This is a genomic window from Rhizobium sp. R711, from assembly GCF_002211365.1.
In the GTDB taxonomy this organism is placed as follows: domain Bacteria; phylum Pseudomonadota; class Alphaproteobacteria; order Rhizobiales; family Rhizobiaceae; genus Rhizobium.
On the sequence record NZ_LOKZ01000003.1, the window covers coordinates 59,665 to 82,518 of the forward strand.

19 protein-coding genes and 2 pseudogenes are annotated in these 22,854 nt (G+C 59.2%); 8 read left to right on the plus strand and 13 right to left on the minus strand.

Annotated features, from left to right (window positions below; translation table 11 throughout):
- Positions 1 to 6: 6 nt before the first annotated feature.
- Positions 7 to 1,176, minus strand: a complete 1,170-nt coding sequence (locus ATY80_RS06990) for a glycosyltransferase family 4 protein (protein WP_088691759.1) — start codon at positions 1,174 to 1,176, stop codon at positions 7 to 9.
- Positions 1,177 to 1,182: 6 nt separating this feature from the next.
- Positions 1,183 to 1,758 (minus strand): polysaccharide biosynthesis/export family protein, encoded by a 576-nt coding sequence (locus ATY80_RS06995; RefSeq protein WP_088691760.1) that lies wholly within the window; start codon positions 1,756 to 1,758, stop codon positions 1,183 to 1,185.
- Positions 1,759 to 1,949: 191 nt separating this feature from the next.
- Here ATY80_RS06995 and ATY80_RS07000 point away from each other — a divergent pair, with 191 nt between their 5' ends.
- On the plus strand, positions 1,950 to 4,094 hold the full coding sequence (locus tag ATY80_RS07000) for a Wzz/FepE/Etk N-terminal domain-containing protein (RefSeq protein ID WP_088691761.1): 2,145 nt from the start codon (positions 1,950 to 1,952) through the stop codon (positions 4,092 to 4,094).
- Here ATY80_RS07000 and ATY80_RS07005 read toward each other — a convergent pair whose 3' ends face one another.
- Both ATY80_RS07005 and ATY80_RS07010 read right to left on the minus strand, forming a co-directional pair.
- Positions 4,095 to 5,336, minus strand: a complete 1,242-nt coding sequence (locus tag ATY80_RS07005; protein WP_088691762.1) for a GNAT family N-acetyltransferase — start codon at positions 5,334 to 5,336, stop codon at positions 4,095 to 4,097. It lies immediately after the preceding gene.
- A gap of 118 nt (positions 5,337 to 5,454) precedes the next feature.
- Positions 5,455 to 5,664 (minus strand): DUF2842 domain-containing protein, encoded by a 210-nt coding sequence (locus tag ATY80_RS07010; RefSeq protein WP_088691763.1) that lies wholly within the window; start codon positions 5,662 to 5,664, stop codon positions 5,455 to 5,457.
- Positions 5,665 to 5,777: 113 nt separating this feature from the next.
- Here ATY80_RS07010 and ATY80_RS07015 point away from each other — a divergent pair, with 113 nt between their 5' ends.
- Positions 5,778 to 6,881, plus strand: coding sequence for a COX15/CtaA family protein (locus ATY80_RS07015; protein WP_088691764.1), 1,104 nt, complete (start codon positions 5,778 to 5,780; stop codon positions 6,879 to 6,881).
- A 287-nt stretch (positions 6,882 to 7,168) separates the two neighbouring features.
- Here the strand turns inward: ATY80_RS07015 and ATY80_RS07020 are convergent.
- Positions 7,169 to 8,117 (minus strand): IS630 family transposase gene (locus ATY80_RS07020; protein ID WP_088691765.1). Its coding sequence is split into 2 segments (ribosomal slippage): positions 7,169 to 7,780 and positions 7,782 to 8,117, totalling 948 coding nucleotides; the frame shifts between segments, so codons are not numbered across the junction.
- A 183-nt stretch (positions 8,118 to 8,300) separates the two neighbouring features.
- Positions 8,301 to 11,120 carry a ribonuclease E/G gene (locus ATY80_RS07025; RefSeq protein ID WP_088691766.1) on the minus strand — a complete coding sequence of 940 codons (2,820 nt, stop codon included), beginning with the start codon at positions 11,118 to 11,120 and terminating at the stop codon, positions 8,301 to 8,303.
- A gap of 719 nt (positions 11,121 to 11,839) precedes the next feature.
- Between ATY80_RS07025 and ATY80_RS07030 the strand changes: the two genes are divergently transcribed.
- From ATY80_RS07030 to prfB, 3 genes are all read left to right on the plus strand, one after another.
- On the plus strand, positions 11,840 to 13,018 hold the full coding sequence (locus tag ATY80_RS07030; protein ID WP_088691767.1) for an N-acetylmuramoyl-L-alanine amidase: 1,179 nt from the start codon (positions 11,840 to 11,842) through the stop codon (positions 13,016 to 13,018).
- A gap of 243 nt (positions 13,019 to 13,261) precedes the next feature.
- On the plus strand, positions 13,262 to 15,709 hold the full coding sequence (locus tag ATY80_RS07035) for a penicillin-binding protein 1A (protein ID WP_088691768.1): 2,448 nt from the start codon (positions 13,262 to 13,264) through the stop codon (positions 15,707 to 15,709).
- A 99-nt stretch (positions 15,710 to 15,808) separates the two neighbouring features.
- Positions 15,809 to 16,940, plus strand: a protein-coding gene (gene prfB, locus ATY80_RS07040; RefSeq protein WP_141105541.1) for a peptide chain release factor 2 whose coding sequence is annotated in 2 segments (ribosomal slippage) — positions 15,809 to 15,877 and positions 15,879 to 16,940 — 1,131 coding nt in all. Because the reading frame shifts where the segments join, the coding sequence is not laid out codon by codon here.
- A gap of 87 nt (positions 16,941 to 17,027) precedes the next feature.
- On the opposite strand, the gene ATY80_RS07045 is transcribed toward prfB, so the two are convergent.
- The 5 genes and pseudogenes from ATY80_RS07045 to ATY80_RS29485 form a co-directional block, all read right to left on the minus strand.
- Positions 17,028 to 17,543, minus strand: coding sequence for a hypothetical protein (locus ATY80_RS07045; protein ID WP_088691770.1), 516 nt, complete (start codon positions 17,541 to 17,543; stop codon positions 17,028 to 17,030).
- Position 17,544: 1 nt separating this feature from the next.
- Positions 17,545 to 18,318 (minus strand): NAD kinase, encoded by a 774-nt coding sequence (locus ATY80_RS07050; RefSeq protein ID WP_088691771.1) that lies wholly within the window; start codon positions 18,316 to 18,318, stop codon positions 17,545 to 17,547.
- A 282-nt stretch (positions 18,319 to 18,600) separates the two neighbouring features.
- Positions 18,601 to 19,354 (minus strand): annotated as a pseudogene (gene istB, locus ATY80_RS07055) (IS21-like element helper ATPase IstB).
- Between the two features lie 12 nt (positions 19,355 to 19,366).
- Positions 19,367 to 19,900 carry a transposase gene (locus tag ATY80_RS07060; protein ID WP_210190812.1) on the minus strand — a complete coding sequence of 178 codons (534 nt, stop codon included), beginning with the start codon at positions 19,898 to 19,900 and terminating at the stop codon, positions 19,367 to 19,369.
- Between the two features lie 307 nt (positions 19,901 to 20,207).
- Positions 20,208 to 20,591 (minus strand): annotated as a pseudogene (locus tag ATY80_RS29485) (terminase small subunit protein); the annotation flags it as partial.
- Between the two features lie 128 nt (positions 20,592 to 20,719).
- Here ATY80_RS29485 and ATY80_RS07070 point away from each other — a divergent pair.
- Positions 20,720 to 20,953: a hypothetical protein gene (locus tag ATY80_RS07070; RefSeq protein ID WP_088691772.1), complete on the plus strand. Its 234-nt coding sequence runs from the start codon at positions 20,720 to 20,722 to the stop codon at positions 20,951 to 20,953.
- A gap of 163 nt (positions 20,954 to 21,116) precedes the next feature.
- Here the strand turns inward: ATY80_RS07070 and ATY80_RS29975 are convergent, their stop codons facing one another.
- Together ATY80_RS29975 and ATY80_RS07075 are read right to left on the minus strand one after the other, a co-directional pair.
- The gene (locus ATY80_RS29975) at positions 21,117 to 21,239 is read right to left on the minus strand and encodes a hypothetical protein (protein ID WP_280950670.1); all 123 of its coding nucleotides are present in this window, start codon (positions 21,237 to 21,239) and stop codon (positions 21,117 to 21,119) included.
- A 1-nt stretch (position 21,240) separates the two neighbouring features.
- Complete coding sequence (locus ATY80_RS07075) at positions 21,241 to 21,426, minus strand: hypothetical protein (RefSeq protein ID WP_088703373.1); 186 nt, start codon at positions 21,424 to 21,426, stop codon at positions 21,241 to 21,243.
- A 126-nt stretch (positions 21,427 to 21,552) separates the two neighbouring features.
- On the opposite strand from ATY80_RS07075, the gene ATY80_RS29980 reads away from it, so the two are divergent.
- Together ATY80_RS29980 and ATY80_RS29490 are read left to right on the plus strand one after the other, a co-directional pair.
- Positions 21,553 to 21,684, plus strand: coding sequence for a hypothetical protein (locus ATY80_RS29980; RefSeq protein ID WP_280950671.1), 132 nt, complete (start codon positions 21,553 to 21,555; stop codon positions 21,682 to 21,684).
- A gap of 24 nt (positions 21,685 to 21,708) precedes the next feature.
- Entirely contained in the window at positions 21,709 to 21,888 is a 180-nt protein-coding gene (locus tag ATY80_RS29490) for a DUF3606 domain-containing protein (RefSeq protein WP_088691774.1), read from the plus strand.
- The last annotated feature ends 966 nt before the right edge of the window (positions 21,889 to 22,854 follow it).

Below are 22,854 nucleotides of genomic sequence, written 5' to 3' on the forward strand. Positions count from 1 at the left end.
AAACTTTTACGAAGCAACCACAAGAGCTTGCCTGGACTTGGGCTCCAGGAGGTCGTGGTACAATTTCAAGACATCATTGGCCATCACGGACGCCGAGAAAACCGACTTCACTTGCTCCATCGACGGCATCGCGGCCTCATGCCAATCGGGGATGCGGATCGCATCCGCCATTGCGCGCGCGAGATCGTCGGAATCGTCAGGGTTTACGAGGGCAGGACTATTTCTGCCCAATGCCTCGGGAATGCCGCCGACGCGGGTCGCTATGATGGTCTTGCCGGCGCCGAGACCCTCGAGCACGATGTAAGGCATGGCTTCGGCGCGCGACGGCACGACGAGATTCTGTGACATTGCGAAGGCCTGCTGAACACGCATTGCCGGCAGCATGCTGATCCGCTTGGCCAAACCACGCTCGATCATCATGTCCCGGTATTTCTCGCGTTCTGGCCCGTCGCCGATCATTACAGCCGAAAGTGGTCGTCCAAGAATGCGCTCGGCTTTCGCGAAGGCCTCTACAAAGAGATCGGGACCCTTAAGGTCCCGAAGCATGCCGACGTAGATGTAGTGGACAGCATCCGAACGGGTCGGGATCAGCTCGAAGTCACGTTCGGCAATCCCGTTGTAGATTAGGCGCGTTTCCGTCCGTGGGCGCCCAACCTTCTCCGTATAGGCATCGCGCTCGTATTCGCAGATGAAGACGAGGGCGTCGGTGAAGTACTCCTGCAGACGCTCCATGCGGAGCACAAATTGCCCCATGAGCGATCTGCGGGAATAATGCAGGCTTCCGCCGTGCGCTGTATAGAGGCGGGCTACGCGATACCTGTTCACCCGCAGGGCTGAGCCGGCAAGCCGCGCGAGCACACCGCCTTTGGCGCCGTGACCGTGCAGCACATCCGGCCGCAAACTTTTGATGTTCTTGTACGTGTCCCAGAGCATTCCTAGGTCGGAGAGGCTGACGTGCCGTCGCATCGGCATACGCGTCAATCCCATCGCCAGGAAGGGTCGAATATCGTCGAATAGGCGGTCCTCATGCTCGCCGCCCGTGGAGCTGTCGCAAAGGATGCCGACCTCGTGTCCCGCCTTGCTGTGCTCCAGCACCAGATCGCGGACATGGCGGAAGATCCCGCCGACCGGTGACCTGAAACAATGGAGGATGCGGAGCGGGCGCTGTTCAGTCATCGAGGGTTAGAACAGTCGTTCGCGAACGTAGATGGTGTCTCCGGCTATGATCGCCGAAGAAATGTTGACGCGGCCCGTCATCACTTGCCCGTTGACCTTGCGGGTCACATCGACCGCGCCCTGATTGGCGCGCGAGGTGAAGCCGCCGGCAACGGCAACGGCGTTCTGCACCGTCATTCCGGGGACGTATGCATACTGGCCGGACTGGCCGACTTCGCCCATAACGAAGATCGAGCGGTAGCGGTCGACATCGATCGTGACATCAGGGTCCCGCAGGTAACCCTGCTTCAGCTTCTGCGCGATCTGGCCCGACAACTGCTGCAGCGTCCGTCCGCGAGCTGGCACCTGTCCGATGAGCGGGAAAGCGATGTAGCCAGCCTGGTCGATCGTATACGTGTTGGTCATGCTTGGCTGGTCAAACACGGTAATGCGCAGTCGATCGCCACTGTCCAGCGAATAGGGCTGGATTGTTGCCTGATTAAAGGCCTGAGGGGCAGGCTGGTAGCTATTGCAGCCACTCACGACCGCGGTGATAGCGGCGAGGCTCAGAGCCATCAGGAACTTGGGCTGTGCGAGAGGCATCGCGTCTGCTCGTAGGAAAACGAATTGGGTCTCAGCCGTTATCAATCCGTTAGGGTTAATGCTCGGTAAAAACCGTCGATTTTTTTGGCTTCGACCGGCCGACATGCGGTCGAAAGGCACGAGCAAGCATTAACCGTTGGGTTACTATAGTCATTTACCCTCGCGGCCACGTTTGTTCTTGGAGTACCAGCATGTCCGGCGTATCGGGTAATCAGGATGTGGACATCGACCTCGGGCAATTGGTCCGCGCTGTCTGGGCACGCCGGCTGAAGGTCCTGGCGATCACGGCCCTTGGGGCAGGGGTCGCCTTCACGGGCGCCAAGATGATCTCCCCCAAATACCGAAGCGAGACGCGTATCCTGATCGAGCCGCGCGCTCCTGCCTTCGCCAACGCGCAGGTGAACGACACCAATGCGGGCCCGCTCCTTGACGAGCTCAATATTGCGAGCCAGGTGCAGCTTCTGCAGTCCGCGGATCTTATCAAGCAGATCATCAACAGCCAGACGCTCTACGATTTGCCGGAATTTGATGCGGCCGCGAATGGCTCCGCGCTGACCGATATCCTGGTAGCGCTTCATCTGAAGAAGAATCCGTATGAGAATCCCCCCGAGGAGCGCGTAATCGACGCCTTCACGGAGAGGCTTCAGGTCTATCAGGTGCCGGGATCGCGCGTGATCGGGATAACGTTCACCTCGAAGGATCCTAAGCTCGCGGCGACAATCCCCAATGCGATGGCAGCAGTTTATCTTGCCACACAGAGTGGGGCCAAGTTGGACTCGAATTCCGAGGCGACGCGGTGGCTGGAGCCGGAGATCGAAAATCTCCGGCAGAAGGTGAATGACGCCGAGCAGAAGGTGGCGGAGTACCGCGCCGCGCACGGATTGCTGCCGACCAACGGCGGCTCGAATTTCGCCACACAGCAATTGAACGACATTTCGGCGGAGCTTACCCGCGTCCGGGGAGACCGCGCAAACGCCGAGGCGCGTGCCCAGTCCGTACGCGATGCTCTCTCCTCCGGTGAACCATCAGATACGTTGCAGGACATCATGTCGTCTCAGTCGCTTCAGCGGCTGAAGGGCACGGAATCAGCGCTGCAGTCGCAGATATCCGACCTGCAGACGTCCTTGCTAAACAACCATCCTCGCCTGAAAAGCCTTCGCGCGCAGTTGTCGGACATCAAGGTTCAGATTCGCCAAGAGACCCAAAAGATCCTGGCAAGCATCGAAAACGAAGCGAAGGTCGCCGCCGTTCGCCAAAAGGAGCTGGAGCAGCAGGCCGACAAGTTGAAGGCGAACAGCGCCCAAGCTGGCGAAGACGAGGTGGGCCTTAACGCCCTGACGCGTGAGGCGACGGCGCAGCGCCAACTTTTGGAGACCTATCTCTCCCGTTACCGCGAGGCGGCGTCGCGCGCCGACAAGAATTCAAGCCCGGCCGACGCCCGCATCGTGTCGAAGGCTATACAGCCGGTCGATCCCTATTTCCCGAAAGTTCTGCCGATCGTCATCGTCGCTACCTTGGCAACTTTCATCATGACATCGATTGTAATCATGCTCGTCGAACTCTTCAGCGGTCGGGCTCTTCGCCCCGTCGAGCCTCCCGAAGAGGAAGCGCGGGACGACGAGGAGCCTCAATCGGTGACAGCCGCCTCCGCTAAGCGAGTGGCTACGCCGAGTCTCCTCGCTACACCCGTCGATGAGGAGCCGGTTGCAGAGCCGGTCGAGGAAGAGAACGTCTTGGAAACGAATGAGTTCTCGATAGCATCTGTTTCGGAGTATCTTCGTGGCAGCAGGGCGCCTCTTGCGATTGCTATTTCACCGACCGGAGATGACGGCTCTGCAGCAACCGTATCCCTCGTGCGCAAGTTGGCAAATGACGGCTCACGGGTCATTCTGGTCGATATGACGGGCTCCGGCCTGCCGACGGACCTCATGGCCGACAATCGCAGCATGCTTGGGATAACCGACCTGCTCTGTGGCGATGCCGCTTTCGGCGATACGATTCATGGTGATAGCCGCTCCGATGCGCACCTCATTCCGCAGGGCATCAGTGATCCGCGCCGGGCGATGCGCGGTGCCGATCGCCTATCCCTGCTGCTGGATGCTCTAGTCTCGGCCTATGATCTGGTGGTCGTGGAGTGTGGCGCGGCCGATGTGGCCGGCGTTTCGCGGCTGACGCAGAGCAAGGACGTCGAGATCATCCTCTCGATGCCTGAAATCGTCGAGCAGGAGTTCGTGACTGCCATGAGCGAGTTCGAAGCGGCTGGTTACGAACGCGTCGTGCTGATGTCAGACCGTGACGAGCCTCTTGAAAACCCGATCTCTCGGCATGCCGCGTGATCAAACACCAATCAGTCGACGTAGACGCTGTACAACGCGGTAGCTCTTCTGGTGAGACTTGATGAAGGCTTTGCCTCGGGTGATTGCCCGGTGAACAAAGCCAGCCACTGTGCCGCGCAGGGAAAGCGGCAGGACAACGTCATAGTGCTCGATCTCTACAGGGGCCCATGAACGCTTGTATCGCTGATCGCCAAGACCGAAGTCGAAGAGGCTGACACCCCTGCCATGCTGACCGGCGATCATCTGCCAGAACAGAAATTCGCCTGGGCTCGCCTCCACCACGAGGCTTTCGTCGATCGCACTGAGCTGGCAAATGATGTGGTCCCCTTTACGAGAAAGACCAGCGAGCGCAGCAATATCGCCGTCGCGATCGCCTTTCAGGCGGATAGCGTGCATCTCCAGCCCGACCGTTTCGCCATCACGCTCGCCGACGTCGATTGCGCCATGCAGGAAAGCCCTGGTTCGCGGATCTTCAAACGCATCTGGCAGTCCGAGCGCCTTGAATCGTTCGCGCTTCTGCTTGAAGAAGCGATCGAGCAGAAGGTGCTGCTCCTCCGCGGTTCCCGAAGAAACGTAATCGAACCCGCCCAGCGCCTCCAGACGTCTCAGCTGCGTGCGGAACTTCTTACGCCGTCCCTTTGCGTTCACTTGCTGGAGCGTCGACTCCATGCCAGCCAAGAGCGGAAGGTGGTAGGCGTGATTCTGGTTCTGAACCATCGGCAGCAGTGCCAAAGGGTTGCGGCGACCGCGCCAATCCAACGGGATGTTCTGCAGCAGAAGCAGGTCGGCGCGTCCGACCAAGGCGCGACGCATGGACTCGGCGAATTTTTGCGGCTCGATATTGGTGGCCAGCTCGACGAAGCGAGTTGTGAAGAGACCCGTGTTAATGTTGCTGTGATCGGCGCCGACAAATCTGGCGGTGCGGAAGCCGTGAAACCTGTTTATCTCCACCGGCAGAATGAAGGCGGTCTCTTCGCCGAGCCTGCCCCAGACGATCGACAACTGGTGCCCGAAGGCTTTGGTCCAGGATAGGCACCAGTCGTAGCTTTGATGCAGGGAGTTCAGATTGTCACGATCGAGCTCACGCCAGACCGCTTCCAGCGGCTCCATGCTATCCAAGATGACGATATTAAGTTCGCTTACCGCAAACTGCGCGTTCACCACGCGCAGTTTGGAAACGCCAGCGTCGGATCTTATGAGATGTTGCGCTCTATCTGAAACAGGAAGCGTCTGCGCCTGCACGGGTCTTCTCCGGTCTGACTTACCGGCGCGAAGAATAGGCCAACGGAGGATCCATTTGTTTTATAAGCAGAGATCGTCGGTGCTTTCTGTCGATCACGGTTATCGCGTCGTTAACGGATCACCGCTGCTTCGGCCCGGCCATCCATTTGATGAGGACCATGGCCGGGAGTACCCACAGCAAGCCGGTCAGGAGAAAGTAGAGAAGCTGTCCCCACCATGGCGCGTCACCGAGCGTGGCAACGGCGATCGTGTTTGCTAGCACCGCATAGGCGAGCACGAGCACGACGAGCACAATCGTACCGATAAATTTGCGGAGGCGGACGGGCATCAACTATCTTTCACACTGGTGTTCGAACCGCCGCGACTGCATGCCGCAAAGGTTCGGGGCTTGTTTTGCATGAGCCGCTCAGGCAAATCAACTGCCGGAAGTAAGGAGCAGTCATGGCGATCGCGAACTTGAGCACCGAACAGCAGATATTGCACCAGATACGTCGACAGGACGGCAACCGCCGGGCGGTTCGTATTTGGCTAGGTTTTGTGCTTTTGGCACTCTTCTGTCTTGTGATTGTCGGCGGGGCGACCAGGCTCACGAATTCGGGGCTTTCGATTACCGAATGGAAGCCGATTCACGGGGTGATTCCGCCTCTGAATGCTGCGGAATGGGAGGAGGAGTTCAAGCTCTACCAGCGCATTCCCGAGTATCAGCAGATAAATGACGGAATGACCGTCGAGGAGTTCAAGGGCATCTTTTGGTGGGAGTGGGCGCACCGCCTGATCGCACGCGGCATTGGTGTCATCTTCGCGCTGCCATTGCTCTATTTCTGGATCGCGGGAAAGGTGGAGCGGCGGCTGAGATGGCCACTCTTCGGGATTCTGATACTGGGCGGACTGCAGGGGGCGATCGGCTGGTGGATGGTGTCGTCGGGGCTTGCCGTCCGAACCGACGTCAGCCAGTATCGGTTGGCAACGCACTTGATCATGGCCTGTCTAATCTTCGCGTCCTGCATGTGGATCATGCGGGGGCTCTCACCCCACTCGGACGATCCGGCGCCCGCGAAAAGCTCCAATCGATGGGCGGCTGCGATAGCCATATTTGCGCTTTTCCAGATCTACCTCGGTGCGCTTGTGGCGGGCCTCGACGCCGGCTTCACCTACAATACCTGGCCGTTGATGGATGGTGCCGTCGTGCCATCTGATCTGCTGATCCAGCAGCCCGCCTGGATCAATTTCTTCGAGAACCCCAAGACGGTGCAGTTCATCCATCGGCTGGGTGCCTACACGCTTTTTGCGCTGACGCTGGTCAACATGATCATCGCTCTCGCGGCAGCACCGTCGACAACGCATGCACGGCGCGCGGTCGTCCTGTTCGGGCTGGTGATGGTTCAGGCATCGATCGGAATTGCTACCTTGCTGCTGCACGTCCCGCTTCATTGGGGGCTGCTGCATCAGGCGGGTGCCCTCGTGGTCTTTGGTTTCGCTATCGCCAACTGGCGGGGCTACTACGGAGAGTATCCGCGCGAGACCATGATTGCCGAGCAGGTTTGAACCCGACGACGGTTGAAATCGCCATCTCGCTGTCAAAACAGCAGCCTCCTGTTGGCCGACAGTGAATGCCCGGGGAAGGCGAGCCGATCGGGGCGGACGGAATGCCGAAGATCGTATTGCCGCGAACGATGACTGAGGCCGAGGGAGCGATACGCGGCTGATTCGCGAGACACTATCGCAGCCGTACTCGCGCTCAAACGAGCAGAGGGCAGGGACATGCTGTCGTTGGCAGCGGCATGTTTGTACAGTTCGCGGAAGCCGGCGTGGTCGCCTATTCCTAGAGCCTTTCATGTTTTGACGGAAGCGTAGCCAGCATTTGAGAAGTAGTTGGCGCATTCCTCTGGCTTGATGGTGTCGGCGAGTAAGCCCAGATGGCGCCAGGTTTCCTCGGTGGTTCGCTTTTGGGCCTGGCGCATCCAGTGCTTGATCTTGGCGAAGGCCTGCTCGATCGGATTAAGGTCGGGGGAATATTTCGGCAGGAACCAGAGTCTGGCGCCGACTGCCCTGATGGCATCGCGGATGGCTTTGGCCTTGTGAGAGCCGAGATTGTCGAGGATGACGATGTCGCCAGGCTTGAGGGTCGGGATCAACTGCTGGCGGACATAGGCGCGGAAGCATTCGCCATTGATGGGACCGTCGAAGACGCAGGGCGCAGTGAGCTTGTCGCAGCGTAGGGCGCCGAGGAAGGTCAGGGTGCGCCAGCGGCCGTGCGGGGCAAAGCCGCGCAATCTTTTGCCCCTCGGCCCCCAGCCGCGTAACGGCGCCATGTTGGTGCGGATCCAGGTCTCGTCGATAAAGACGAGCCGCTTCGGATCGAAGCGGTCTTGCCAGGCTTTCCAGCGGGCTCTGCGCCGGGCAATGTCGGCGCGGCCCTGCTCAAGGGCGAACAGCGTTTTTTTTAAAGCTCAAGCCCTCGCGGCGCATGAACTGCCAGATGGCATTGTGGGAGACGGTCACGCCGCGGGCGGCTAACTCATCCTTCAGCCGATGTAGCGTCAGATGTGATGTCTGCTCGATCTGCTCGACGATGAAGGCGCGGTGCGGCTCCAGCACACGTCGGCGATGGCCGCCCATCTTGCCAGGCGACACGCTGCCGGTGGCCCGATAACGCTGCGACCACTTCACCACGGATGAGACAGCTATGTCGAACCGCTCCGCCACCACCCGGCAGCTCTGACCGTCCACAACCGCTGCGACGACTCGCTCGCGAAGATCATTCGAATAGGGTCGCGTCATAGATGCTGGCCTCCTTTCCAGCATCCATGATGAATCACAAATCTGCTGATTTTGGAATCCCGCACCGATTCCGATAAGCAATGATCCGCTCTAATAGCGTAGCCGGGGCCTCTCACGAGAGCATAAAAAAATCCGGCTGCGTCGCCGCAGCCGGATCGGATTACTTATCGCCGAAGATCAGTCTTAGAAAAAACCGCGGCGCTGCCACCAGCCAGCTTTCTTCGGCTTGCCGTCACCTTCGCTCTCCGCGGCGTCGCTGCGCGTCGACTTAACCGTCGGCTCCGACGAAGAGATGTTCGACTCCCGGTTGGCGCGGACGGGCTTCGCGTCCTCCACGGCCGGCGCTGCGAGGTCTGCGGCTGCCGCCTCGGCTTCAGCTTCAGCGGCCGGTGCCGTTTCCGCTGGCGCCTCTTCCACGACGGGCTCCTCGACCGGCGATGCCTTGCGGCTTCGGCGTGCGCGCTTCGGCTTCACGTCCTCCGCAACCGAGGCGCCGGTTTCAACAGCAGCCATTGCCGGCTGAGCTTCGACGGCTTCTTCGGCGACAGCTTCGATTACCTCTACGGCGGTCACTTCTGTCTCGCCATCGTCAGCACCGTCACTTGCGCCTTCCCCGGCAGAAGCCTCCTGCTCGCTGCCTTCGTCGCGGTTGCGGCGACCGCCACGCTTGCCACGACGGCGGCGCTTGCGACGCTGGGTTTCATCGCCTTCGTCACGCGTTTCAACGGACGCAGCAATGCTTTCGTCGCCCTGGTCCTCATCATCACTGTCGGCTTGGTCGCCTTCCGCAGAGTCAACCGAGTCAGCGGCTACTGCCTCACCATTGCCATTGCGTCCGCGACGGCGGCGGCGGCGCTTGCGCTTGCGGCCCTCTCCATCGCCTTCCGAGCGCTGTGCAGGACGTTCGGCGGCAGCCGGCTTGGCTTCGAGTTCCTCTTCTTCCTCCTCGTCGACTTCGACCACGATATCGTCGTCTTCGTCATCCGGGATGGCGGCAAAGTTGAACAGGCTTTCGATCTTGACCGGGTTCTCGACTGGCTCGCCGCGGTCGATCGCGAAGTGCTGGGAACCGACGGAGCCGTCTGCGTCGATAATAATCGCGACTCCGAAGCGGGCCTCATAGTCGACGATCGTCTGGCGCTTGTGGTTGAGCAGGTACAGCGCAATATCAGGCGTCGTGCGAACCGTGATGTCGTGGGTGGTATTCTTGAGCAGGTATTCTTCGATGCCTCGCAGCACGTGCAGGGCAACGGAAGACTGCGAACGAACGTGGCCAGTGCCGCCGCAATGCGAGCAGACCTGCGTCGTCGATTCGAGAACGGAAGCGCGGATGCGCTGACGCGACATTTCCAAAAGGCCGAAATGCGAAATGCGGCCGACCTGAATGCGAGCGCGGTCGTTCTTCAGGCATTCCTTCAGCTTCTTCTCGACGGCGCGATTGTTGCGCTTCTCTTCCATGTCGATGAAGTCGATGACGATCAGGCCGGCAAGGTCGCGCAGGCGAAGCTGACGAGCGATTTCTTCCGCTGCTTCAAGGTTCGTCTGGAGCGCAGTATCTTCGATCGAGTGCTCGCGCGTCGAACGGCCGGAGTTGACGTCGATCGAAACCAGCGCTTCCGTCTGGTTCATGATCAGATAGCCGCCGGACCTCAGCGTCACTTGCGGCTGCAGCATGCGGTCGAGCTGCGCCTCGATGCCAGAACGCGAGAAGATCGGGTGGATGTCGCGATAGGGTTGAACCACCTTGGCGTGGCTCGGCATCAGCATCTTCATGAAGTCTTTTGCTTCACGATAGCCTTCCTCGCCGGCAACGATGATCTCGCCGATATCCTTGTTGTAGAGGTCGCGGATCGAGCGTTTGATGAGCGAACCTTCCTCGTACACGAGGCAGGGAGCGGTCGATTGCAGCGTCAGCGTGCGGACGTTCTCCCACAGACGCATCAGATATTCGAAGTCGCGCTTGACCTCGACCTTGGTGCGGTTTGCACCCGCAGTACGCAGGATGACGCCCATGCCCTGCGGCACTTCGAGCATGCGCGCGATTTCCTTCAGGCGCTTGCGGTCCTGCGGATTGGTGATCTTGCGGGAGATGCCACCGCCACGCGCCGTGTTCGGCATGAGGACGGAGTAGCGACCGGCCAGCGAAAGATAGGTCGTCAGGGCGGCACCCTTGTTGCCGCGCTCTTCCTTTGCCACCTGCACCAGCAGGATCTGGCGGCGCTTGATGACTTCCTGGATGCGATACTGCTTGCGTGGCTTGCGCTGGACGCGATCGGGAACTTCCTCCATGGCGTCTTCGGCGCCGACGGATTCGATCACTTCCTCTTCATGGTCGTGGTCGTCGTCATCGTCGTCATCGCTGCGGCGGCGGGCGTCGACCTCTTCGGAGATCGAGTCCGTTTCGACCATCGCTGCCATCTCGTTGCCCGACGAACCTTCGTCGTCGTTGTCGACCGTGGCTTCGCTGGCAGCTTCGTCGCTTGCCGGCGCTTCAGCAGCCGGCGCTGCCTTCTTGCGGCTGCGGCGGGGCTTTGCCTTCTTGGCCGGTGCTTCCTCGGCAACTTCGGCAATGGCCTCGACCGTTTCGGTTGCCGCAGCAGCGGCTTCCGCCGCCGGTGCTTCGGTAGTTGCAGCTACGCCAACGTCGGGCTGTTCCTGGGTGGAGAGATCGACCGGTGCCGTCTCGACGTGTTCGACGTCGTCGTCGCGGCGATGCTCTTCGGCTTCGGCGCGCAACAGTGCCTGACGATCGGCAAGCGGGATCTGGTAGTAGTCGGGGTGAATTTCGGCGAAGGCCAGGAAGCCGTGCCGGTTGCCGCCGTAATCAACGAAGGCGGCCTGCAGCGAGGGTTCGACCCTCGTTACCTTTGCGAGATAGATATTGCCGCGGATCTGCTTCTTGTGCTGCGACTCGAAGTCAAATTCTTCTATGCGGTTTCCGCGTACGACAACAACGCGCGTCTCTTCCTCGTGAGACGCGTCGATAAGCATCTTGTCTGCCATGTAAGCTGTGCTCCTCGGCGCGGCCGAACGTCGGCATCCCCTTGCGTCGATGAGACAGAAGAGGTGCGGCTCGTCATTGCAGCGCCGGATAATGAAAGTCGCGATTGGTGCGGTGTGGAAGGCAGCAGCCAGACAGCAGCGGGGGAGATGTTCTCCCGGGGCCTGTAGACTTCAGATAAAACCTGCTGCGACACCATCAAAGACCAAGCGAGATCGACAAAACTAAGACCTTGTTCAGGTCCGATGAGTTTGCTCTCTCTGTAAAGAGCGGTTGGTGGCTATCCACCGATGAAGTTCCCGCATACGCCGGAAAATTCAGGATCCAATTTCGAGTGGAAACACATATGACGGCGGACGATTGCCGGTTGTGGCGCCAGTTCCTTAGCGGTTTGGCTGCCGTGCAGGCGACTCTATCCCGTCAGCACTTCTACCCTAAAAATCCTTGTATGTTTTCTCTGTCACAATAGCAAGGGAAAAGCCAAATGTGCCATAATATTGATGGATTTCGGAAGGCATACAAAATTGGGGATCAAGGGCGCCGATTTGGCTCCCCGGTCGCGAACGGTGCCGGCACCGGCAATCTCGCGTTTACCGGGAGAACTTGATCGGAATGTTATTTAAGGTGTGGCGGTCGATTGTTTAAGAGGGTATGGCCCGCGACGGTGATATCCGGGTGGCGGTGGACAAGAGTTGCGGGTGCGTTCGCCGCTGTGGCGGCGATGGCTTTTGTGTGTCTTCCGGACGGGAGAGCAAATGATGCGACCAAGGTCGAGCCTTTGCTCGCCTATGGTGCCCGCATCATCGGCGACGACGCACGCACCCGCATCGTCATCGATTTCGATCGGGCCCCGGACTTTTCGATCCATTACATTGCCAATCCCGAACGCGTCGTGATTGATCTGCCCGCGACGGCTTTCGGGTTCCCAACCGGCGACCTCGAGGCGAGGGGGCTTTTCAAGGACATCCGTTACGGCAAGATGGACGAGGACAGCGCGCGCATCGTGCTGACGGCCAAAAAGCCAGTGAAAATGGAAGTCGCCAAGGTTCAGGCGGACGAGGACGGTAAGGGGCAGCGTCTCGTCCTTGATGCCGCGATGACGGACAAGGACAAGTTCGCAGAACTGGTCAAGGCTCAATCGTGGAGTGATCCCTCGTCTCAACAGACGACCAGCGTCATTCCTGCCCCGGAGAAGCCGGCCGACGGGGATTTCATCATTGCTGTCGACGCTGGTCACGGCGGGATCGACACAGGCGCGATTGGCGTCGATACCAAGACGCAAGAGAAGGACGTAACGCTCGCCTTTGCCAAGGCGCTGACCGACCGTCTCAACCGCGAGTCGGGCATCAAGGCGTTTCTGACGCGAAGCGACGACTCGTTCCTGTCGCTTTCCGAGCGTGTGGAGATCGCCCGTCAGAACCATGCCGGCCTCTTCATTTCGATGCACGCCGACACCTTGAAGCAGAAGGATATTCGCGGCGCGACAGTGTACACGATTTCCGACCGGGCCTCGGACAAGCTCGCGGCCGATCTTGCCGATCGCGAAAACCTCTCGGACCAGATTGCCGGCAAGGAGACCGTAGCCGAGCCTCCCGAAGTCGCCGACATTCTGCTCGACCTGACGCGCCGCGAAACGCAGGCTTTTTCGATTTCGCTCGCAGAGAGCGTCCTCGCGTCTTTCAAGGATCAGGTGGGAACGATCAACAATCCGCATCGCCATGCCGGCTTCCGCGTCCTTCAGGCGCCGGATGTGCCGTCTATCCTGTTGGAATTGGGCTTTCTTTCGAACAAGGACGACGAAAAACTCCTGCTCGACGACGCCTGGCGGGGGAGGATGGCGGACCTTTTGACGGAGGCGGTAAAACACTATCGCACGGCGATGGTTGCAAATGGTGGCTGATGTCGGTCGTGGCGCAGATGTGACACTCGCTTGGGTAACACAATTGCAATCTGGGAATAGTGCTCCAAGGCCCTATTTTACTCACATTCACGCCGTTACTCAGCCTTATGTTTCCAAAGGTGAAACGGAATCGGCTTGTGGCGAAAACGCTCATGGAGTAAGTCGCCCATCGTGCAAGATGCCCCGATCCATGCGATTGTTATGCTCGCGCCGATCGATGATTGAGATACCGGTAGCTTAAATATGATTAGACTTCTTGGATATTTCTTCGGAGTGGCTTGCGTCCTGTTCCTGGGCGTGGCGGCTGTTGTTGCCATCTACTTGGCAACTGTCACGAAGGATCTTCCTGATTACGCAGTGCTGAGCAGCTATGAGCCGCCGGTGACGACCCGCGTACATGCAGGCAACGGCGCGCTGATGGCGGAGTACGCAAAGGAGCGCAGACTTTTCCTGCCGATCCAGGCTGTTCCCGATCGCGTTAAGGCTGCATTCCTGTCTGCTGAAGATAAGAATTTCTACCAGCATCCCGGAATCGACGTTACCGGTTTCGCGCGTGCCGTGGTCGCTTATCTGACGGGCGGCCCGACGCAGGGTGGTTCGACAATTACTCAGCAGGTTGCCAAGAACTTCCTGCTTTCCAGCGAACAGACGATGGAGCGCAAGGCGAAGGAAGCGATCCTCTCCTTCCGCATCGAACAGGCCTACAGCAAGGACAAGATCCTTGAGTTGTATCTGAATGAGATCTTCTTCGGCCTGAATTCCTACGGCATTGCGAGCGCCTCGCTCACCTATTTCAATAAATCGGTGAACGAGCTGACGATCGCCGACGCGGCCTACCTTGCCTCCCTGCCGAAGGGCCCGGCCAATTATCATCCCTTCCGCCATCCCGAAGCAGCGGTCACCCGCCGCAACTGGGTTATCGATCGCATGGTCGAGAATGGCTATGTCAGCCAGTCCGATGGCGCTGAGGCCAAGAAGCAGCCGCTCGGTGTCACCGGTCGCAGCAGCGGGCCCTCGCTCTTTGCATCCAGCTATTTCGCCGAGGCGGTCCGGCGCCAGCTGATCGACCAGTACGGTGAAAAGATGCTGTACGAGGGCGGCCTGTCTGTTCGCACCTCCTTTGATCCGGCGCTGCAGGTCTTTGCGCGCAAGGCCCTTCAGGATGGCCTCACGAACTATGACGAGCGCCGTGGCTTCCACGGCCCGATCAAGCAGATCGATACGACGGCTGATTGGGGCAAGGCGCTGGCCGATATTCCGGCGCTGACCGACGTGCCCGAGTGGCGATTGGCTGTTGTACTGGCGGTATCCGACGACAGCGTCGACATCGGGCTGCAGCCGCCGAAGGATGGTGCCGGGAAGATTCCCGCAGAGCGCGAGCGCGGTGTTATCCAGGCCAAGGACATGCAGTGGGCATACCGCTCGGCTGTTGGCCGTAAGACCGCGAAGTCGCCAGCGGGTGTCCTGTCCGCGGGCGATGTGGTCTACGTCGAGCGGCTGGGTGACGAGGGGTCGAATTCCTATCGACTTCACCAGCCGCCGAAAGTCGAGGGTGGCTTGGTGGCCATGGATCCGAAAACCGGCCGCGTGCTTGCTATGGTCGGCGGGTTCTCCTATGCGCAGTCGGAATTCAACCGTGCAACCCAAGCGATGCGCCAGCCGGGATCATCCTTCAAGCCGTTTGTCTACGCCGCGGCCATGGATAATGGCTATACGCCGGCTTCGGTCGTCAGCGACGATCCGCTCTCGATCCAGACCGGCAATGGCCAAGTATGGGCGCCAGACAACTATGAAGGCGAGGGCGGTGGCGCCAATACGCTTCGCTTCGCTATCGAGCATTCGCGGAACCGCATGACGGTCCGCCTTGCCAACGACCTCGGCATGAATACCGTTGCCGAATACGCCGAGCGCTTTGGTATCTATGATCACATGATGCCGGTTCTCGCGATGTCGCTGGGTTCTGGCGAGACGACGGTTATGCGCATGGTGTCGGCCTATTCGGTCATCGCCAATGGCGGCAAGCAGATCAAGCCGACGCTGATTGACCGGATTCAGGACCGTTACGGCAAGACGATCTTCAAGCACGAGGAGCGCGTCTGCGAGGGCTGCAATGCCAGCGATTGGCAGAACCAGGACGAGCCCAATGTCGTCGATAATCGTGAAACGGTTCTCGATCCGATGACCTCCTATCAGATCACCTCGATGTTGCAGGGCGTCATCCAGCGCGGCACCGCAGCCGGCAAGATCGATCTCGGTGGGCGTGATGTTGCGGGCAAAACCGGTACTACCAACGATGAAAAGGATGCATGGTTCGTTGGCTTCACGCCGGACCTCGTTGCCGGCCTGTACATCGGCTTCGATTCGCCTTCGACACTCGGCCGCGGCGGTACTGGTGGCTCGCTGTCGGCGCCGATTTTCAACGAATTCATGCAGGCAGCCGTCAAGGATATGCCCGAGTCGAAGTTCGTCATTCCTGCCGGCATGAACCTTATTCCGATCGATCGTAAGACCGGCATGGCTGCCGCGCAGGGTGATCCGAATACGATCATTGAAGCTTTCAAGCCGGGCACCGGTCCCGCTGACAGCCTCTCGGTTATCGGCATGGACAGCACGATGGCGCCAGAGGAAATTCTTAGAACCTCTCCACAGGCCAACCAGGCCGTGCAGTCCGGCGCCGGCGGGCTCTACTAACCTTCCTCCGAACAGTTGTGGCGGCTGCGGCTCTTTACATCCGCAGCCGCCACAATTATTTGACGGGCAACTTTCGAAGCAACGCAAAGAAGCAGGAAAATGCGAGCGGAAATCCAGAATATGGTCGATGAAACCAAGCAGGCTATCACCCTGCTGAGGAGGCATCTTTGACTGGGACCAGGCGATAAGACGACTGGACTGGTTGAATAACAAGGCAGAGGATCCGAACCTCTGGAACGATGCGCAGGAAGCGCAAAAGCTGATGCGCGAGCGCCAGCAGCTGGATGACGGCATCAATGGCGTCCGTGGTCTCGAGCAGGAGCTCAACGACAATATCGAGCTCATCGAGATGGGCGAGGAAGAGGGCGACGAAAGCGTCGTCAAGGAGGCTGAGGACGCGCTGAAGGGTTTGAAGGCCGAAGCCGCGCGCCGCCAGGTCGAAGCGATGCTTTCCGGCGAGGCCGACAGTAACGACACCTATCTCGAAGTCCACTCCGGCGCAGGCGGCACGGAAAGCCAGGACTGGGCCAACATGCTGCTGCGCATGTACACCCGCTGGGCTGAACGTCAGCGCTTCAAGGTCGAGCTTCTCGAAGTTCACGATGGCGAAGAAGCGGGCATCAAGTCGGCGACCCTGCTGGTCAAGGGCCACAATGCCTATGGCTGGCTGAAGACGGAATCGGGCGTTCACCGCCTCGTTCGTATCTCGCCTTACGACAGCAACGCGCGCCGCCACACGTCCTTCTCGTCGATCTGGGTCTATCCCGTCGTCGATGACTCGATCAACATCGACATCAACGAAAGCGATTGCCGTATCGACACCTACCGCTCGTCTGGCGCCGGCGGTCAGCACGTCAACACGACCGACTCGGCGGTGCGCATCACGCACATCCCGACCGGCATCGTTGTCGCTTGCCAGCAGGAGCGCTCACAGCACAAGAACCGCGCCAAGGCGTGGGATATGCTGCGCGCCCGCATGTATGAAGCGGAACTGAAGAAGCGCGAAGAAGCGGCGAACGCGGAAGCGGCCTCAAAAACCGACATCGGCTGGGGCCACCAGATCCGTTCCTACGTGCTGCAGCCCTATCAGTTGGTCAAGGACCTGCGCACCGGTGTGGCAAGCACGGCGCCGGGCGATGTTCTCGATGGAGAACTCAACGAGTTCATGGAGGCAGCTCTCGCCCACCGCATCAGCGGCAAGCCGGACGCGGTCGTCGACGACGTCGAGTAAACGCATTTTTGCCCTCTCGGAATCCAAGGTTATTCCGAGGGGCGCCTCCGCTGCGTGCTACCTTTTTATCAGTAGAGACCGCGCAGGCTAGTTGCTTGCTTTGCCGACGGTAACCTCACCGAACTCATCGATGACGACGGTCCAAGTCTCCGATTCCACGTCCGGATCGGTCTTCAGATAGACCATTGCAAAAAGCCCCGGCTCCTTGAGCATGCCGGAGGAGTTTTCGGGACGGATGTCGGTGACATAGGGCTTGAGCTCGTTGAGTTCGCGCAATTCCACGGTAGAGGCGATGGAGGGTTCAGCGTCGCCCTGCTCGATCTGTTGCAGATAGATCTTGGCCGTGCGATCCACTTGCCTGACGGCAAACAGCTTGTAATAGCCGTGGCGCGGTTTTGCCGGAGCGGCAGCTGCCGGCGCGGCCTGAGGCGCCGATGGTGCCCGTTGGACGGCGGGTGCCGTACCATCGTCTTCCCAGTAACCCGTGCTGGTCGCGAATATGATCGAAGCCGGCAGGATTGCGTCTTCTGCCGCAGCGCCTCGAGCGCAGAACGTGGATGCGGCGAGAAGCAAGGCACAAAGCGTCGTTCGTCGCAGGCTCATGTTAGTCCTCAAACTGCTCGGCAAGAATACGATCGGACCAGGTTCGATCGGGATCGGAGAGAATGCGGGCCGTCGTATGTTCCGATTGCGCGATACGAATATGAAGCACCGATTTCACTTCCATGTTGTCTGCAACCGCATTGACCGGGCGTTTCTCCGCCTCGAGGATATGAATATCGACCGTCACCTTGTTTGGCAGAAGCGCGCCGCGCCAGCGTCGCGGACGGAACGCGCTGACGGGGGTCATCGCCAGCAGGGGGGCGTCAAGCGGCAGGATCGGGCCATGGGCGGAGAGATTATACGCCGTCGAACCCGCCGGCGTCGCCACCATCAGACCATCGCAGATGAGTTCGTCGAGCCGGACAACGCCGTCCACCTCGACCCGTAGCTTGGCGGCCTGATAGGATTGCCGGAACAACGATACTTCGTTGATGGCAAGCGCCGTCGAATTCGTGCCGTCTGAATTCGCTGTCGTCATCTGCAAGGGGTGAAAGGCGTTTTCCACGGCCGCGCAGATACGATCCTGCAGTTTCTCCGTTCGGTAGTCGTTCATGAGGAAGCCGATGGAGCCGCGATTCATACCGTAGACAAGTTTGCCCGAGTTCATCGTGTTGTGCAGCGTCTGCAGCATGAAGCCGTCACCGCCGAGGGCGACGATCACGTCGGCATCATCAGGGGGCACGTCGCCATAAATGGCAATCAATTCTTCCCGAGCCGCCAGCGCCTCGGTTGCCGAGGAGGCAAGGAAGGAAAGCGTCTGAAATGAACGGCCCATGTAATTCCTTTGTCGTATTCAACGAACGATAACATAGTCTTGGCGTCTAGGCGCCAACAAAAGCCGATTTTGTCAAGTGCATCTGCGGCACTGGCTGGAGCCAAGGTCGGATTGAACGGTCGCGTTCAGGCGAAAAGGCATTGAAGGCAGGCCCTCAATCAGCGATTCTCTGTCGGTACCGTGCGTATTCCGATGAAGCCGGCCAGCGTTCCGATTTGAAGCCGGCCATTTCTCGGACTGATCCTGGGTCTCGTTGATGTTTGGATCGGGTTTTGTTTCAGGTCAAGCGTGCGGTGTTCCAGACGCTATTGGCGAACGCTGTTTTCGCATGCTCTCGCCAGTGAGATCGATGCGATAGGCATTGTGAACAAGGCGGTCCAGGATGGCATCGGCGAGCGTTGGATTTGCTATGATTTCCCACCAGCGATCCAGGGGCACCTGACTGGTGACGATCGTTGATCGACGCTCGTAGCGGTCTTCGATGATCTCGAGAAGATCACGCCGCTGATCATCGTTGAGCTTTTCTGGTCCCCAGTCATCGAGGATCAGCAGGTCGATCTTGGCGAGAGATTTGAGGATCCTGCCGTAGCGCCCGTCACCTCTTGCAAGTGCGAGCGTGGCGAACAGCCGCGGAACCCGGTGGTATGCGACGGAGAAATCTTCGCGGCATGCCTTGTGGCCGAGGGCGCAGGCAAGCCAACTTTTACCGACGCCGGCTGGCCCGGTGACGAGGAGACTGTGGTGCTTACGGATCCAGTCGCAGCCAGCAAGCGCCATGAATAGATTGCGATCGAGACCGCGGGCCGCACGAAAGTCGGCATTCTCGATCTGTGCATCATGGCGAAGCTTGGCAGCCCTGGCGCGGGCTTCGAAGCTTCTGGCGGCGCATGGTAGCCTCACGCTCGAGCAGTAGGGCAAGCCATTCTCCATGCTCGAGGCCGCGCGCCTCGGATTGTGCGTCGAGTTCCTGGAAGGCTGTGGCCATGCCGTGAAGGCCGAGTTCGTGCAGCATGTTGATGGTCGGATGGATCAGCATAGGTTTGTCTCCTCAATGAAAGTAATCAGGGCCACGCAGATTGGCGTGATCGACAATGGCAGTCGGTTCGGTGGAATGGCGTGCGGCTTTGTGGTTGGCCAAGAGCGACGCAATGCTCTTGCAGTTCAGCCCACCGATCTCGACAGCGCGTGCTGATACAGCTTCGGCCCGATTGCGTTCGATATCGCGAAACAGGCGAAGCACACCCAGGCATGTTCGAAAGCCCTGTTCGGGATGTGGGCGACTGGCAAGGATTGCGATCACCAGACCTTCTGTCTGTGGCCCGATGGATGCGCCCCAGCGCCGGAAACGATCCGGTGTCCACTCTGCATATCGCCGGTGAGAGCTGGGCATGTGATCCGGATCTGTTCCATGGCGAGGACCGCCATAGCGGCGCTGATGGGCGGCGACGCGCTTGCCGCGGTGGAAGATCTCGATGGTGCGTGCTGTTGCCCTCAGATCGACCTGCTGGCGAATGAGACTGTGCGGCACGGAATAGAGGAAGGTTTTGAACTCGACGTGGTAATCCGTCGAGACGCGGGCCAAACGCCATTCGGCGAACTCGTAGTCTTCACTCGGAAGGCTGGCGAGCGCGGCACGTTCGACACTCTCAAACAGTTGCCGGCGACTGACGCCCAGGCGAGGCGCTGGCGCAGGAGATTGTGCGTCGCGTCGGCAAGGACCGGAGCTTCCGCGTCCGCCTTCCGAGCGGCAGCAAGGACGCAAACGAATGCGGTCCTGCTTGGGGCGACCAGGCGAGCCTAAGACTCGGTCCCTGATCCATGCTCTTCCAGCCACTGCTCTTCAGTGACGGGCCGCGCGCCAACGACAAAGCCAACTTGGCGTTCACGTCGAGATCGAGCCGGTCGCCATAGACTTTCGGACGCATCTTCGCAGCCATCCACTGCCGCCTCTTGATCCGAATGTCGGAGCGGCGCATTGCTTCACCGTTCTCAACCCACCGGGTGTCTTCGCCGAAGTTCTTTTCCATCCAGTCGTTGGAGCCATCATCAGCGATATCAAGCATCTCGTCGAAGAGGGTGTCGGCCTGCGCTTCTCGCGCGAGCGCGTACTTGGTCCGGAAAGACGAATAGCGCTCGTCAGCAAGCCAACTGAAAACAGTCGACTTCGATGGCATGTCCTCGTCGCGGCAGATGCTTCGGAGGCTCTTTCCGTCTGCGATCATCTCGCAAATCTTGGATGCCAACTCTTCTGTGTAATCGCTGGGTCTGCTCATGTTCTCTCGCCCTCTGATCGGCTGGAGTTGGTGCACCCTGTGGATAGTGCGGATTGCATTGCGAGAGCCTTGCGATTCACAGTTTCGTCTCGTCTTATTTCGTCGGCACCTAACGGAGACCGCCGCAAATGTTCCTTCGACTCTCTGACGAAGAACGGTCCTTCTTCGTAAACATGAATAAGGTGGTTCAAATCCTGCGATATTCAGATGATCCGAGGGATTTCACAAACCTGATCACCAACGCCCCGAACAAGAGCGGCGGATATGTGACTATCCTGGTAAAGGAGACGCTTTTGCAGATCGCAGACCTAATGGATATCGAGCGGCAGCGTCTTGCCCACATGAAAAAGGCCTCCATCTAGGAACGCTACGCCAAACTCTTCGTCCGCCGGATAAAGGTCTCGCCCCGCCACCCCGCAATACCTGAACACCTGCGGTTCCGGCTTTACCTGCTCCTGCTTGAGAGGAAGCAAGCGAGGACTGTGGCGCCGAGGGTGAGAGTGATGAGGATGGCGAGGGCGAGGGTCATGCGTCTGCCGGACGGATTCCGATGGCCAGAAGAAGACGTCCCCAGAATGAGAGAAAACGCGCGCGTCCACTGTCGGAGATCATCAGAATGTCATCCGCCTTTTTGTGGAATCTCGTCATCTCACTCTCCTTCCTCAGCCAGCTTCTCAATCGCGCCGCCGACTTCCTTGCCGATGCGCTTGGCCTTGCTGACGGTGTAGGGCTCCGGACGATCGACGAGAGCGCCGCCGAGCGTCACCACATCAACGGCCACCGAGACCGGAAGCGTGACGGTATCAACCGCGAGGCTAATGAGCTTGCCGAACATATCCATATCCTGAAATGAAAGCGCCCGCCTCAGGGCGAAATGTAGCCTGCGGAACGGAATCCCCGATTTCTCTTGCTATTCAGCGGCCAATGATAGCTAGGTCTGTTCTCACGAGGAGACTACGCTATGGCCAAGGGTCAGGTACGAAGCAACAAGGAAGCCAAGAAGCCCAAAAAGGACAAGGTCGCTCAAAAAAGCGCCGCGCCCACTCTAGGTTCTCAGGTCAAGGATAGCCAAAGCTCCCTGAAGAAGAAGTAAGGTACATACAACCAGGAGACCGTAGTGTCATACCAAAGACCGCGACGCGGCAAAGCCGATCCGGGGTTCTCGGGGCGCGAACCATACCACGTTGCAACGTTTGCAAAGAAACACGGCATCGACGCGTCCGATGCAAAGCGCATCATAAACACTCACGGCTCTGACCGTGATGCCTGTGACAAGGCCGCCAACCGACTGAAGTAGCTCGGAAGCCGAGGAACTATGCATTCCCCAGGCATATTTCTCCCGTCGTGCGGCTTAGCCTTTAGGGGGCCGCGTGGACCGGCGTCTCTGCGGTTGGCTTGTTGTTTCGTTACGCGGCCTGTCGCCGCTTTGCCCACCACCCGATCGCCCCCGCTACCTCGGATCTTAAAAGTCACATGAACCGCCGCCTTTGGGTGTGAAGCCATCTGCGCAGGCGGGGTTCGCAGGTTCATTTAGCGAGCGGGCCCCTGGCCCACCGGTGGTACATGACGAACTGATTGCGGCGAGCAAGAGTAATGCGAAAGCTGCGATTGGCTTGTGCAAGCGGATCACTTCGTTAGGAATTCCGTCGGAATAGTTCTGCATATGAAACATCCCCCTTAAGAATCCGCGCGCTCCGGCGCGCGAGTATCCATGACCAGTCGGTGAGTATTATGCATTAGAGCTTACGAAAGCCTGCGTGCGGTTGAGTACGCAAGGCGAATATTCTACCACTGGTCGGGACATGCGTCGATCCTTAACCTCAAATACTTGGCTGAGAAAGCGACGTTACCGTGTGGAATCCCGGCACTACATCCGCACCAAGGCGGGCTCAGGGCACACCCATTTAAAGGCGCATTTCTCCCCAAGCGGCGGCTGTGCGCCAAATTAAGGGACCGGCAGAAGCACAGCGCTTAGCATGTGGATCGCAACGGCGTCCCGAATGGGTATAGAATATCTATACTGCTTCGCGATATTCATCAAGAGATCCGTCGTCTTCGAGGCCGTCAAGCAACTCGATTATCCCCATAACATGCGCCTTGAGGCGTTCGTCCAGTTCTCCGATGCAGGCTTCCGCATAGTACCGAAGCGAAACGGTCCTGCTTCGACCCTTCGGCAATAATCTTCCAAGCTGGGTGTGGAGGTGCTTCCGCCGTTTGTGTCGCGCGTCTTCCACCAAAGTCGCCTTATTGAACCTGTAGGCTT